This window comes from Streptomyces sp. NPDC002926, from assembly GCF_053591755.1.
This window is the reverse complement of sequence record NZ_JBSFUK010000016.1, coordinates 85,874-99,012: the sequence shown is the minus strand read 5'-3', so window position 1 is coordinate 99,012 and position 13,139 is coordinate 85,874. Positions and strand designations below refer to the sequence as shown.

Here is a 13,139-nt window from a genome sequence, read left to right as displayed (position 1 = left end):
GATCCGTACGAGCCCTGCCCGACACCCTGTCGATCTTGGACATGTGTCTATACTTATTGGACACCTGTACACAAAGTTGGACCCGCGAAGCCGCGAAGCCGCAAAGCCAAGAAGTCACGAAGTCACGAAGTCACGATGTCACGAAGTCACGAAGTCACGGGAAGAGTCGCTCATGAACACAACCGCCCATGTCCTGGTCGGCCTGGTGGCCGCGCTCCACGCATACATCCTGGTTCTGGAGATGTTCCTGTGGCAGCGCAAGCCGGGCCGCGAACTCTCCGGCTTCGACGCGGAGATGGCCCGCGTGACCGCCCCGCTCGCCGCGAACCAGGGCCTGTACAACGGCTTCCTCGCCGCCGGCCTGGTCTGGGGCCTGATAGCCGCGGACCCGACGGGATACCGGGTACAGGTCTTCTTCCTGAGCTGCGTGGTCGTCGCCGGTGTCTACGGCGGCATCACCGCGAACCGCCGCATCCTTGTGGCGCAGGCACTTCCGGGCGTCCTCGCGCTGGCCGCGGTCCTGGTGGCCGGATGAGCGCGGCGACCGGCGATCCGCGGGCGGAGCGCACCCGCGCCAGGCTGCGTGCGGCGCTGCTCGATGAGTGCGCCGAGCGCCCGCTCGAAGAGGTCAGCGTCGCGGCGCTGGTGCGCAGGGCGGGTCTGGGCCGGGCCACGTTCTATCTGCACTACACGGATCTGCAGGCGCTCGCGGTCGACGCGTGCGCGGAGGTCGTACGGGAGGCGGTGGAGGCCCTCCACGCCTGGCGCGGCACTCCGGACCCGGCCGCTCCGCCACCCGCGCTGACGGCTTTCTTCACCGGCCTGACGCCACACGCACCGCTCTACCGGACCCTGCTGCGCGAGGGCGGCAGCGGCCCGCTGGGCGATCTGCTCCACCGTGAACTGCGCGAACGCAGCCGCAGAGAAAGGGAGTTGGCCGGTGCGCCGGCACCCGACCTGATCGCCTCCGCGGTGGCGGCCGCCTTCGCGGGTGTCCTGGCGGACTGGCTCCACGGCCTGATCGACGCGACTCCCGAGGTCATGACGGCCCAGGTCTGGCGCCTGCTGCTGGCCCTGCACCGCACACCGACGGCATAAGAAGGCAGCACGGGACGGCATGAGTACGGGGCGCGGGAAATGTCCCGCGCCCCGTACTCATTGCGCCGCGGCGCCGGAGCTGCCGCCGCGCAGCGGCAGATGTCAGCCGCCGAGCGACGTCATCACGTGCTTGATGCGCGTGTAGTCGTCGAAGCCGTACGCCGACAGGTCCTTGCCGTAGCCCGACTTCTTGAAGCCGCCGTGCGGCATCTCCGCGACCAGCGGGATGTGGGTGTTGATCCACACACAGCCGAAGTCCATCGCCTTGGACATCCGCATCGCCCGGGCATGGTCCTTGGTCCACACCGAAGAGGCCAGCGCGAACTCCACGCCGTTCGCCCACTCCAGCGCCTGCGCCTCGTCCGTGAAGGACTGGACGGTGATGACCGGGCCGAAGACCTCGTTCTGGATGATCTCGTCGTCCTGCTTCAGCCCGGAGACGACGGTCGGGGCGTAGAAGTAGCCCTTGTCGCCGACCCGGTGACCGCCCGCCTCGACCTTGGCGTGCGCCGGCAGCCGGTCGATGAAGCCGGACACCTGCGCCAGCTGGTTGGCGTTGTTGAGCGGGCCGTACAGCACATCGGCGTCGTCCGCCGCACCCGTCTTGGTGTCGGCGGCGGCCTTCGCCAGCGCCGACACGAACTCGTCGTGGATCGACTCGTGCACGAGGACACGCGTCGCGGCCGTGCAGTCCTGGCCGGCGTTGAAGTAGCCCGCCACCGCGATGTCCTCGACGGCCTTGGGGATGTCGGTGTCCTCGAAGACGACGACCGGCGCCTTGCCGCCCAGCTCCAGGTGAACGCGCTTGACGTCCTTGGCCGCGGACGCGGCGACCTGCATGCCCGCCCGTACGGAACCGGTGATGGAGGCCATCGCCGGGGTCGGGTGCTCGACCATCGCGCGGCCGGTCTCCCGGTCGCCGCAGATGACGTTGAAGACGCCCTTGGGCACGATCGAGCCGATGATCTCGGCGATCAGCACGGTCGACGCGGGCGTCGTGTCGGACGGCTTGATGACGACGGTGTTGCCCGCCGCCAGTGCCGGCGCGAACTTCCAGACGGCCATCATCATCGGGTAGTTCCACGGCGCGACCTGCGCGCAGACGCCGACCGGCTCACGCCGGACGATGGAGGTGAAGCCCTCCATGTACTCGCCGGCCGAGCGGCCCTCGAGCATCCGCGCCGCGCCCGCGAAGAAGCGGATCTGGTCCACCATGGGCGGGATCTCTTCGGTACGGGTCAGCTCCAGCGGCTTGCCCGTGTTCTCCGACTCGGCCGCGATCAGGTCCTCGGCCCGCTCCTCGAAGGCATCCGCGATCTTCAGCAGTACCTTCTGACGCTCGGCCGGGGTGGTGTCGCGCCAGGCGGGGAAGGCGGCCGCGGCAGCGTCCATGGCGGCATCGACATCGGCCTGCCCGGAGAGCGGAGACGTTGCGTACACGTCACCCGTGGCCGGGTTGATGACCTCGATCGTCCGCCCGTCGGCAGCGTCCCGGAACTCCCCGTTGATGTAGTTGCGCAGACGACGCAGCTCGGTGGTCACTGTTGCCACCCCTCCTGTCAGATGTCCGATGGGTGAGACCACCAACCCTAGTCGCTCAGCCGACGCTTTCGACAGACCCGACCCTCCCCAACTTCGGATTCAGTTAGATTCGGACGCTTGAACAACGAATTTCATCGCTGAGGGCTTGCCAGACAGACGGACGCGGTGCCAGAGTGAGCCCGTGGCCAGTCGTAGCGCAGAGTCCAGGAACGGGAACGGATCGTCCCCGACGATCGACGCCGTCTCCCTCGCGATCATCGAGCAACTCCAGGAGGACGGGCGCCGCCCGTATGCCGCGATAGGCAAGGCCGTCGGTCTCTCCGAAGCGGCCGTGCGTCAGCGCGTCCAGAAGCTGCTCGACCAGGGCGTGATGCAGATCGTCGCCGTCACCGACCCGCTCACCGTGGGTCTGCGACGGCAGGCGATGGTCGGCATCACGGTCGAGGGCGACGTCGACCCGATCGCGGACGCGCTGACCGCCATGGCCGAATGCGAGTACGTGGTCATGACCGCGGGCTCCTTCGACCTGATGGTGGAGATCGTCTGCGAGGACGACGACCACCTGCTCGAAGTGATCAACAAGCGGATCCGCGCGCTCCCCGGCGTGCGCTCCACCGAGAGCTTCGTCTATCTCAAGCTGAAGAAGCAGACCTATATGTGGGGAACCCGATAGCCGTGAGCAAGGACCTCTCCAAGACCGCCTACGACCACTTGTGGATGCACTTCACCCGCATGTCGTCGTACGAGAACGCACCCGTGCCCACCATCGTGCGTGGCGAGGGCACCTACATCTACGACGACAAGGGCAAGCGCTACCTCGACGGCCTCTCCGGTCTCTTCGTGGTCAACGCCGGCCACGGCCGGCACGAGCTCGCCGAGGCCGCGTACAAGCAGGCTCAGGAGCTCGCCTTCTTCCCCGTGTGGTCGTACGCCCACCCCAAGGCGGTCGAGCTGGCCGAGCGGCTGGCACAGCACGCCCCCGGCGACCTCAACAAGGTCTTCTTCACCACCGGTGGCGGCGAGGCGGTCGAGACCGCCTGGAAGCTCGCCAAGCAGTACTTCAAGCTGCAGGGCAAGCACACCAAGTACAAGGTCATCTCGCGCGCGGTCGCCTACCACGGCACCCCGCAGGGCGCCCTCTCCATCACCGGCCTGCCGGCTCTCAAGGCCCCCTTCGAGCCGCTGGTTCCCGGCGCGCGCAAGGTGCCGAACACCAACATCTACCGTGCGCCGATCTACGGCGACGACCCCGAGGCCTTCGGCCGCTGGGCCGCCGACCAGATCGAGCAGCAGATTCTCTTCGAGGGCCCCGAGACCGTCGCGGCGGTCTTCCTCGAGCCGGTCCAGAACGCCGGCGGCTGCTTCCCGCCGCCGCCCGGGTACTTCCAGCGCGTCCGCGAGATCTGCGACGAGTACGACGTGCTGCTCGTCTCGGACGAGGTCATCTGCGCCTTCGGCCGTCTCGGCACGATGTTCGCCTGCGACAAGTTCGGCTACGTGCCGGACATGATCACCTGCGCCAAGGGCATGACCTCGGGCTACTCCCCGATCGGCGCGTGCATCATCTCCGACCGCCTCGCCGAGCCTTTCTACAAGGGCGACAACACCTTCCTGCACGGCTACACCTTCGGCGGCCACCCGGTCTCCGCGGCGGTGGGCCTGGCGAACCTCGACATCTTCGAGAAGGAAGGCCTCAACCAGCACGTCCTCGACAACGAGGGCGCGTTCCTCTCCACGCTGCAGAAGCTGCACGACCTGCCGATCGTCGGAGACGTCCGCGGCAACGGCTTCTTCTACGGAATCGAGCTGGTGAAGGACAAGGTCACCAAGGAGACCTTCACCGATGAGGAGACCGAGCGCGTGCTCTACGGCTTCCTCTCGAAGGCGCTCTACGACAACGGCCTGTACTGCCGCGCCGACGACCGTGGCGACCCGGTCGTCCAGCTGGCGCCGCCGCTGATCTCCAACCAGCAGACGTTCGACGAGATCGAGGGCATTCTGCGCAGCGTCCTCACGGAGGCCTGGACGAAGCTCTAGCCTCACCGGCCTCGTACGGCCCGGGGCACCCGACTCCCACTCGGCCGCCATTCATTCGGCCGTCCGAGTGAGATGGGGTGCGCCCGGGCCGCGTGCTTCCCGACACCCCGGTTCTGAATCCTTAGCGTGCCGAGTGACCGATCGGCCCTGTCTTCGTTCCCCCGTACGGGGGAAGGGAAATCTGATCAGAACCGAGGTGTACGTCATGGTGGCCCCGCCGGACAACGATGTGCTCTGGGCGCGTTCCCTGCGCCACTCCCACAGGAGCTCGCCCGCGCTCGTCGGCGTCTCGCTGGGCGTACGGGACGGCGAGATCCTCGCCGTGTGCGGCCCGCGCGGCAGCGGCAAGACCACACTGCTGCGCTGTCTGTCCGGCCAGCTCGTCCCGCAGCAGGGCGAGGTGTGGTTCAACAGCTCCCCCGTGCACACGATGAGCCCGCTCCAGCGCGAACGGCTGCGGCGCGACCGATTCGGCTGGATCGACCCCGAGGCCACGCTCGTCCCGGAGCTGAACGCCTGGGAGAACGCCGCGCTGCCGTTGCTGCTCCGCGGCTCCTCGCGCCGTGGCGCGAAGACCACCGCCATGGAGTGGCTGGACCGGCTCGACATCGGCGCGTGCGCCCGTCTGCGGCCGCATGCGCTGCTCCAGGCGCAGCGCCAGCGGGTCGCCGTCGCGCGGGCGCTGGTCGCCACTCCATCGGTGATCTTCGCGGACGAGCCGACGGCGACGCTGCACCGCGCGGACCGGGCACAGGTGCTGCGCACCTTGACGGCCGCGGCCCGCTCCCACCGGATCACCGTCGTACTGGCCACACACGACGAGGAGTTGGCGATGCTCGCGGACCGTTCGCTCACGCTCGTCGACGGCCGGCGCGTGAACTCGCTCGCGACCGCCGACGCGGAAGGCAGAGCCGAGTGCTCGCTTTCCGTCTAGCCCGCGGCACGCACCCGCTGGTCCTGCTGCGCCGGCTGATGGTGGCAGCGGCATCGGGGGGCGTGGGCTTCCTGCTGCTGTGCACGCTGTCATACGCGCTGGCCCACCCCACGGACTCCGGCTCAGGACTGCGCCTGCTCTGGTGCCTGATCCCGCTGGCCGCGACGGTGCACTTCGCGGTGGCGGTGGCCCGTACGGACCCGAGCACGCGCCCGCGTGCCGGCCTCTCCGCGGTCGGTCTCGGTCCCGCCCGCCTCGGCGTACTGGCGGCGGTCTCCACCGCCGTCGCCGGAACGCTCGGCAGCGCCGTCGCCCTGCTCCTCTTCCTCCATCTGCGGGGCGATCTGACGGGCCTTCCGTTCGACGGCGCGGGGGCCGAGGTGCTCGCCGCGGGCCGGCCGCTGCCGCTGGCGGCCGCGCTGACGTTGCTCGCACTGGTGCCGCTCGCGTCCACGGCGGCCGCGGCGGTGGCGCTGCGGCCGCGGCGCGTCAAGCCGGGTGCCGAGCCCGAGGCGCCGGACGCCCCGGCCCCCGCGCCGACGGGTCTGCCGTGGGGCGTCGCGCTGATCGCGGCGGGCCTCGCCGTCGAGACGTACGCGAGCCGCGGCACGCCGCGCTCGCCGCTCCCTCTCCCGGGCCAGTTCGACGGCAGCTCGTCGGGCGTTCTCGTGGGCTGGGCGCTCACCGCGCTGGGCCTCGCCCTGGCGGGCCCGGGCATCACCCGCTTCTGCGGCCACGTCCTGCAGTCCGTCCGCCCCGGTGCGACCCGTCTGCTGGCCGGCCGCGTCCTGATGGAGGAGTCCGGCCGCATCGGCCGCCCGCTGGGCGTGGTGTGCGCGGTGGCCTCGGCAGCGATCGCGGCCTCGACCCTCCAGGACACGGGCCCGCACCCCTTCGGGCCGCTGACCGGCCTGGGCGCGGTCCTGGTGATGACGTGCACGACGGCGACGCTGATCACCGCGGCCCTGGAGGCCAAACAGGCCCGCGCCGACACGACGAAGTCACTCCGCCGTCTCGGCACCCCCACGGCAACCCTCCGCAACGCGACGGCCATCCGCGCGGCAACCCTGCTGACGGTCTTCGCCCCACTGACGTGGGGGGTCGCGGCCCTGGCGACGCTTCCTTTCTCGGCCTGAGGACGACGGGGCGGGCCTCGGCTTCTGCGCACTGCGGGGCGTACGGGGGGTGCGGAGCCTCGCGTGTCGAAGCAGGAGCGGGGGCGGGGTGGGAACACCCGCCCGGCCCACCCCCGCCCCCACGGGCCCCCGGCCACAGCGCCTATCGTGTCCGCATGGCCACTGGAGACCGGCACCACAGCGACCGGGAGATCGAGTCCCTCGACGAGTTCGACGACGTCGTCACCCGCGGCTCCCTCGTCGGACACCGCGTCCAGTCCGTCGACCTCACCGACCGCACCTCGGCCCTGCTCTCCACCGCCACCACCGGCGCCATGTTCCTGGGTTGCACCATGCGGCCCGACGCCGCCGCCAAGGTCCGTGCCGACGGCGCGCTCGTCTTCCCGCCCGTCCCGGACCTGCCGTTCGACCCGTACCGCGGGCTCCTCTACTCCCCCGGCGAACTCTTCGAAGGCCTTACCACCGGCGGTTACGCCGCCACCCCGGACGCACGTGCCTACGCCTGGTTCCAGGAGACGAAGGCCGACGGCGACATCTTCGCCTCGATGCTTCGCTCCATCCACGACGACGCGATCTCCGACGCCCTGGACGAACTCCTCGTCGACGCCCGCGTCGTGGGCGTGATGGGCGGCCACGCGATGGGGCGCGGCACGGACGCCTACGCCGGTGCCGCCCGCCTCGGCCAGGCCCTGGCCCGTGCCGGGTTCACCGTCGCGACCGGCGGCGGCCCCGGCGCCATGGAGGCCGCGAACCTCGGTGCGTACGCCGCTCCGCATCCCGACGAGATGCTCGCCGAGGCGCTCGAACTCCTCGCCAAGGCCCCCTCGTTCACGCCGTCGATCTCCGACTGGGCCGCCGCCGCCTTCGAGGTGCGCGACCGCTGGCCCGGCGGCGGCGACTCGGTCGGCATCCCCACCTGGTTCTACGGCCACGAGCCGCCGAACGCCTTCGCCGAACACATCGCCAAGTACTTCGCCAACGCCACCCGCGAAGACGGCCTCCTCGCCCGCTCCAACGCGGGCGTGATCTTCCTGCCCGGCGCCGCCGGCACGGTCCAGGAGATCTTCGACAACGCGACCCCGAACTACTACGAGTCCCGCGGCGAACCCACCCCGATGGTCCTCGTCGACCGCGTGCACTGGACTGAGCGGCTGCCCACCTGGCCGCTGCTCCAGTCCCTCGCGGCGGGCCGCTCGATGGAGTCCCGTATCGCGCTTGTGGACTCCGTCGACGAGGCTCCGGCGGCGTTGAAGCTGCTGACCAGCGGCGAGTAGGCCGCAAGAAGCAACTTCAGAGGCCGCAGACACGTCTGGTTATCCAGCCGGAGTTGGACTGACCCCACGTGAACGGAGCCCCTGGTGCTGATCGGCCTACTGACCGCTGTCGCGGCCTCGATCTGTTACGGCACGGGGTCGGTGCTCCAAGCCGTGGGCTCCCGCAAGTCCGCCCGGCGTGAAGCGGCCGAGGCCGGAGTCACCCAGCACGGCGGACCGAGCCTGTCCTCGACCGCCAAGGCCGCGATGACCTGGGAGTTCATCGTCGGCACCATCCTGGACTTCGTCGGGTTCGGCCTCGGCGCACTCGCCGCGCGCCTGCTTCCGCTCTTCCTCTCCCAGACCGTCATCAGCGCCAATCTGGTGATCACGGCGGTGCTGAGCGTCAGGCTGCTGGGCATCCGGCTGACCCGCGCCGAGTGGACGTCCATCGGCGTTGTCTGCTCCGCCCTGGTGCTGCTGGCCACCGCCGCGGGTCCGGAGGGGAGCGGCCACACCCCGATCGCCACCCACTGGTGGCTGCTGGCGATCTCGTTGCTGCTGATGGCCGGCGGCACCGTTGTCGTACGTCTCCTGGGCGCGCGCGCCGCGATCCTCGCGGGTCTGCTCTCGGGCCTCGGCTTCGGCGCGCTCGGCGTCGGCGTACGGGTACTGAACGGCGTCGACCCCTTCGACCTGGGCGCCCTGCTCTCGGACCCGGCGCTGTACGCGATTCTCGTGGCGGGTATCGGCGGGATGTATCTGCACACCGTCGCGCTGCAGATCGGTTCGGTGAACGGCGCCACGGCCGCGCTGGTCGTCGGCGAGACCGTACTGCCGGGCATGATCGGCGTGCTGTGGCTGGGCGACTCCTCACGTGCCGGCTTCGCCTGGATGGCGATCCTCGGCTTCGTACTGGCGGTGGCGGGCGCGGTCGCGGTGGCCTGGTTCGGCGCGCCGGAGGCGCACGGCACGGAGCCGGGGTCGGAATCGGAGCCGGGGTCGCCGGAGCCACGTCCTGAGGAGCTCGCCCCTGCCCGCTAGGGGCCCCGTCCATTACCCGGTGCGTAACGCGTGCACGAGGACAGCCCCGCGATCGCCGCCGGCCAGCGCGAGCGACCAGGACAGCGGTGCAGTCGGGCCGGGGCGCAGTCAGGGCGGCGGCGACCGACTCAGCCCGCCGGGGCCAGCACCACCACATCCTCGGCGGCGAAGACGACGCCCACCGTCGCGCCCTCCTCCGGGGCATCCCACAGGGAGCACTCCGCCTCCAGCGGCGGCCCCTCGTCGGGTCGCAGCTGTACGGCGACGTGGTTGCCCCGGAACGTACGCGCCCGCACCGTGCAGCGCAGCCCCTCCGCCGGCGGGACCAGTCGGACACCCGCCGGTCGCACCAGCACCTGCCGGGCGCCCTGCGGCGCGTCCTCCGGCACCGGTACCTTGCCCCACACCGTGTCCGCGGCCGCGCCGCTCACCGTCGCCGCCACGACGTTGTCGAAGCCGAGGAAGCGCGCGACGAACTCGGACGCGGGCCGCTGCCAGACATCGAGCGGCGTGCCCACCTGGGCGATCCTGCCGTCCCGCATGACGACGACACGGTCGGCGAGCGCGAATGCCTCGCCCTGGTCGTGAGTGACGGCGAGCACCGTCGTACCCAGGCGCCCGAACAGTCCCCGCAGTTCGACGACCAGCCGTTCCCGCAGCCCCCGGTCCAGCTGCCCCAGCGGCTCGTCCAGCATCAGCAGCCGGGGCTGCGGCGCCAGCGCCCTGGCCAGCGCCACCCGCTGCTGCTCGCCGCCGGACAGCGAGGCGACAGCCCGCCGCTGCGCCGCCGGCAGCCCGACCAGCTCCAGCAACTCGCCGACGCGGCGGGCCTGTTCGTCCCGGCCGGTGCCATGCATCCGCAGCCCGAAGGCGACATTGCCTCCGACGTCGCGCTGCGGGAAGAGCTGATGATCCTGGAACATCAGGCCCACCCCGCGCCGGTGCACCGGAACGCCGGCCTGGTCCGCACCGGACAGCAACACCCGTCCGCCGTCGGCTGCTTGCAGCCCGGCGACGATCCGCAGCAGCGTGGACTTCCCACTGCCGCTCGGCCCCAGCACACAGACGATCTCGTGCTCGGCGACCTCGAGATCCACCGCGTCGAGCGCCGCGCGCGCCCCGAACCGTACGGTCACGTCCTCCAGTCGCAGCAAAGCCATCAGAACTCCCCGGACGATCGGTCGGGACGGATTCGTTCGAGCACCAGCAGCGCCACCGCGCACACCACCATCAAGATGGTGCTCAGCGCCATCGCCTGCCCGTAGTTGAGCTCGCCGGGCCGGCCGAGAAGTCGCGCCACGGCCACCGGCAGCGTCGGATTGTCGGGCCGCGCGATGAAGACCGTCGCACCGAACTCGCCGAGCGATATGGCGAAGGCGAATCCGGCGGCGATGAGCAGCGCCCGCCGCACCAGTGGCAGATCGACCTCCCGCCACACCCGCAGCGGCGATGCGCCCAGCACCGCCGCCGCCTCGCGCAGCCGCCCGTCCACCGCTCGCAGGACCGGCAGCATCATCCGCACGACGAAGGGGACGCCGACCAGGGCCTGGGCGAGCGGCACCAGAATCCAGGACGCCCGCAGATCCAGCGGCGGCTTGTCGAGGGTGATGAGGAAGCCGAAGCCGACGGTCACGGCGGAGACGCCGAGGGGCAGCATGAGCAGCGCGTCGAAGCCGCGCAGCAGTGGGCCGGCCTTCCGGGTCAGCGCCGCCGCCGCGAGACCACCGACGGCCAGCGCGATGGCGGTCGCGACCAGCGCGTACCGCAAGGAGTTCCACACCGCGTCGATCGGCGGTACGAGGAAGGTTCCGCCGCTCGCGTCCAGTGCGGTCAGCGCCCGGTAGTAGTCGAAGCCGTAGCCGCCGGGCCCGTCGAGGGAACGTTCGACCAGCACTCCGAGCGGCGCCAGGATCAGCAGCAGAATCGTGGCCAGCACCCCGCCGAGCAGCGCCCATTGTCCGGCGCCGCGCGGCCGCCGCGCGGTCTGTGCCGGGTCCACCAGTTTCAGCGCGGTCTCCCGCCGCCGCACCGTCCACGCGTGTACGGCGAGCACCGCGCCCACCGCGGCGAACTGCACCAGCGTCAGTACGGCCGCGGTGGAGAGATCCAGCAGCTGCGCCGTTTGTCGATAAATCTCCACCTCGACTGTGGAGAACGTCGGTCCGCCGAGGATCTGTACGACGCCGAAGGAGGTGAAGGTGAAGAGGAAGACCATGAGCGCGGCGGCGGCCACGGAGGGACCGAGGGCCGGCAGCGTCACCCTCCGCCAGGCCGCGAACCGCCCGGCGCCCAGCACCCGGGCGGCCTCCTCCTGGCGCGGGTCGAGCTGCGACCACAGACCACCCACGGTCCGTACGACCACCGCGTAGTTGAAGAAGACGTGCGCGAGCAGAATCGCCCACACCGTCGTGTCCAGCCGCACGCCCCACAGCTCGTCGAGCAGCCCGCCGCGCCCGAGCAACGCCAGGAAGGCCGTCCCGACAACGACGGTCGGCAGCACGAACGGGACGGTGACCACCGCCCGCAGCAGCCGCTTTGCGGGAAAGTCGAAACGGGCGAAGACATAGGCGCCCGGCAGGGCTATCAGCAGTGTGAGCGCCGTGGAGGCGAGCGCCTGCCATGTGGTGAACCACAGCACCCGCAGGATGTCGGGGCGGCTCAGCACCTCACCGATCCGCCCGAACTGCCAGACGCCGTCGATCTCGAGGCCCCGGCCGACGATGGCGACGACCGGATAGGCGAAGAAGACCGCGAAGAACACGACGGGCGCGGCCATCAGCCCCAGCCGCGCCGCATTCCCGCGGACCGACTTCGTTACTTCAGTACGAGCGAGGACCATGACCGGACCCACTGCTCACGATTCTTGGCAATCGTGTCGGGAGCGACGGTCTCGGGCTTGTCGGCCACCGCGCCGAACTTGGTGAACACCTCGGGCAGCTTCGCGCCCTTGACAACGGGGTTGACGAACATGTTGAGCGGCATGTCCTCCTGGAACTTCTTGGAGACCAGGAAGTCCAGCAGCGCCTTGCCACCCACCTCGTTCTTCGCGCCCTTGAGCAGACCCGCGAACTCGGTCTGGCGGAAGCAGGTTCCGGTCGCGACCCCGGTGGGTGCCTCGGCCGGCTGCGGCTCGGAGAAGAGCACCTCGGCCGGCGGGCTGGAGGCGTACGAGACGACGAGCGGCCGGTCGGCCTTGGCCTTCTTGCCGCCGGCGGAGCCGGAGAACTCCTCGTTGTACGCCTGCTCCCAGCCGTCGACGACCTTGACGCCGTTCTCCTTGAGCTTCTTCCAGTAGTCCTGCCAGCCGTCCTCGCCGTACTTGCCGACCGAGCCGAGGAGGAAGCCGAGGCCGGGCGAGGAGGTCGCGGCGTTCTCCGTCACCAGGAGGTTCTTGTACGCGGGCTTGGCCAGGTCGTCGAACGACTGCGGCGGGGCCAGCTTCTTGTCGGCGAAGTACTTCTTGTCGTAATTGACGCAGATGTCGCCGGTGTCGATGGGCGTGACCCGGTGCTTGTCCTTGTCCAGCTGGACCTCGTCGGTCACCTGGCTCAGGCCCTTTGCCTCGTACGGCGTGAACAGACCGTTGTCGAGAGCGCGCGAGAGCAGGGTGTTGTCGACGCCGAAGAAGACATCGCCCTGCGGGGAGCCCTTGGTGAGGATCTCCTTGTTGAGCGCCGCGCCCGCGTCGCCGCTCTTGAGCACCTTGACCGTGTAACCGGTCTCCTTGGTGAACGCCTTCAGCACGGAGGCGGAGGCGGCGAACGAGTCGTGGCTGACGAGCGTCACGGTCTTCGGCTTCGAAGCGCCGTCCGAGGCCGAGGAGTCCTTGGACTCGCCGCCGCAGGCCGCGAGAGTCGTGACGCCCAGCGCCGCGGCCAGCGCGGTGACCGTGATCTTCTTGGTGGTGCTCACTGACATTCCTCCTGGGGTTGACCAGGAAGAGACGCGGCCCTGCCCGGCTCCCTCGAAAGGAATCCGGGCAGGGCGCAACAGCTTGTGAGTAATGACCGAACTTCCTACCCAGAATGACCTGGGCAAGGTTCAGAGGGTCTGCGACCAGTGGGCTCGATTACCAAGCCCGTGTCGCACTCTCAG

At 70.2% G+C, this 13,139-nt stretch carries 12 protein-coding genes; 8 read left to right on the top strand and 4 right to left on the bottom strand.

All coding sequences use genetic code 11. From position 1 onward, the window contains the following. Positions 1–172: 172 nt before the first annotated feature. Together ACWDZ6_RS22840 and ACWDZ6_RS22835 are read left to right on the top strand one after the other, a co-directional pair. The gene (locus tag ACWDZ6_RS22840) at positions 173–535 is read left to right on the top strand and encodes a DUF1304 domain-containing protein (protein WP_451504299.1); all 363 of its coding nucleotides are present in this window, start codon (positions 173–175) and stop codon (positions 533–535) included. After that, positions 532–1,098 (top strand): TetR/AcrR family transcriptional regulator, encoded by a 567-nt coding sequence (locus tag ACWDZ6_RS22835; protein WP_451504298.1) that lies wholly within the window; start codon positions 532–534, stop codon positions 1,096–1,098. The genes ACWDZ6_RS22840 and ACWDZ6_RS22835 overlap by 4 nt, the downstream gene beginning before the upstream one ends. A 102-nt stretch (positions 1,099–1,200) precedes the next feature. On the opposite strand, the gene ACWDZ6_RS22830 is transcribed toward ACWDZ6_RS22835, so the two are convergent. After that, a complete protein-coding gene (locus ACWDZ6_RS22830) occupies positions 1,201–2,640 on the bottom strand; it encodes a gamma-aminobutyraldehyde dehydrogenase (RefSeq protein ID WP_451504314.1) in 1,440 nt (479 codons plus the stop codon). A gap of 181 nt (positions 2,641–2,821) precedes the next feature. Here ACWDZ6_RS22830 and ACWDZ6_RS22825 point away from each other — a divergent pair, with 181 nt between their 5' ends. The 6 genes from ACWDZ6_RS22825 to ACWDZ6_RS22800 all read left to right on the top strand — a co-directional run bounded on the left by ACWDZ6_RS22825 (position 2,822) and on the right by ACWDZ6_RS22800 (position 9,044). Next, on the top strand, positions 2,822–3,313 hold the full coding sequence (locus ACWDZ6_RS22825) for an Lrp/AsnC family transcriptional regulator (RefSeq protein ID WP_326652921.1): 492 nt from the start codon (positions 2,822–2,824) through the stop codon (positions 3,311–3,313). Further along, positions 3,298–4,677 (top strand): aspartate aminotransferase family protein, encoded by a 1,380-nt coding sequence (locus ACWDZ6_RS22820; protein ID WP_366732244.1) that lies wholly within the window; start codon positions 3,298–3,300, stop codon positions 4,675–4,677. Before ACWDZ6_RS22825 ends, ACWDZ6_RS22820 begins: the two co-directional genes overlap by 16 nt. Positions 4,678–4,882: 205 nt before the next feature. Beyond that, positions 4,883–5,611 (top strand): ABC transporter ATP-binding protein, encoded by a 729-nt coding sequence (locus ACWDZ6_RS22815; RefSeq protein WP_326652918.1) that lies wholly within the window; start codon positions 4,883–4,885, stop codon positions 5,609–5,611. After that, the gene (locus ACWDZ6_RS22810; protein WP_451504297.1) at positions 5,593–6,747 is read left to right on the top strand and encodes a hypothetical protein; all 1,155 of its coding nucleotides are present in this window, start codon (positions 5,593–5,595) and stop codon (positions 6,745–6,747) included. Before ACWDZ6_RS22815 ends, ACWDZ6_RS22810 begins: the two co-directional genes overlap by 19 nt. A gap of 155 nt (positions 6,748–6,902) precedes the next feature. Further along, the gene (locus tag ACWDZ6_RS22805) at positions 6,903–8,021 is read left to right on the top strand and encodes an LOG family protein (protein WP_451504296.1); all 1,119 of its coding nucleotides are present in this window, start codon (positions 6,903–6,905) and stop codon (positions 8,019–8,021) included. An 84-nt stretch (positions 8,022–8,105) separates the two neighbouring features. After that, entirely contained in the window at positions 8,106–9,044 is a 939-nt protein-coding gene (locus ACWDZ6_RS22800; protein WP_451504295.1) for a hypothetical protein, read from the top strand. Between the two features lie 128 nt (positions 9,045–9,172). Here ACWDZ6_RS22800 and ACWDZ6_RS22795 read toward each other — a convergent pair whose 3' ends face one another. Genes ACWDZ6_RS22795 through ACWDZ6_RS22785 form a run of 3 tightly spaced genes read right to left on the bottom strand, consistent with a single transcriptional unit; the run spans position 9,173 to position 12,956 of the window. Further along, on the bottom strand, positions 9,173–10,204 hold the full coding sequence (locus tag ACWDZ6_RS22795) for an ABC transporter ATP-binding protein (RefSeq protein ID WP_451504294.1): 1,032 nt from the start codon (positions 10,202–10,204) through the stop codon (positions 9,173–9,175). Then, complete coding sequence (locus tag ACWDZ6_RS22790) at positions 10,204–11,883, bottom strand: ABC transporter permease (protein ID WP_451504293.1); 1,680 nt, start codon at positions 11,881–11,883, stop codon at positions 10,204–10,206. Before ACWDZ6_RS22790 ends, ACWDZ6_RS22795 begins: the two co-directional genes overlap by 1 nt. Continuing rightward, positions 11,859–12,956 carry a thiamine ABC transporter substrate-binding protein gene (locus ACWDZ6_RS22785; protein WP_451504292.1) on the bottom strand — a complete coding sequence of 366 codons (1,098 nt, stop codon included), beginning with the start codon at positions 12,954–12,956 and terminating at the stop codon, positions 11,859–11,861. The genes ACWDZ6_RS22790 and ACWDZ6_RS22785 overlap by 25 nt, the downstream gene beginning before the upstream one ends. Positions 12,957–13,139: the final 183 nt, after the last annotated feature.

Coding starts and splice junctions, on each gene's coding strand:
- ACWDZ6_RS22840 (WP_451504299.1), top strand. CDS start 173: ATGAACACAACCGCCCATGTCCTGGTCGGCCTGGTGGCCGCGCTCCAC.
- ACWDZ6_RS22835 (WP_451504298.1), top strand. CDS start 532: ATGAGCGCGGCGACCGGCGATCCGCGGGCGGAGCGCACCCGCGCCAGG.
- ACWDZ6_RS22815 (WP_326652918.1), top strand. CDS start 4,883: ATGGTGGCCCCGCCGGACAACGATGTGCTCTGGGCGCGTTCCCTGCGC.
- ACWDZ6_RS22805 (WP_451504296.1), top strand. CDS start 6,903: ATGGCCACTGGAGACCGGCACCACAGCGACCGGGAGATCGAGTCCCTC.
- ACWDZ6_RS22795 (WP_451504294.1), bottom strand. CDS start 10,204: ATGGCTTTGCTGCGACTGGAGGACGTGACCGTACGGTTCGGGGCGCGC.
- ACWDZ6_RS22790 (WP_451504293.1), bottom strand. CDS start 11,883: ATGGTCCTCGCTCGTACTGAAGTAACGAAGTCGGTCCGCGGGAATGCG.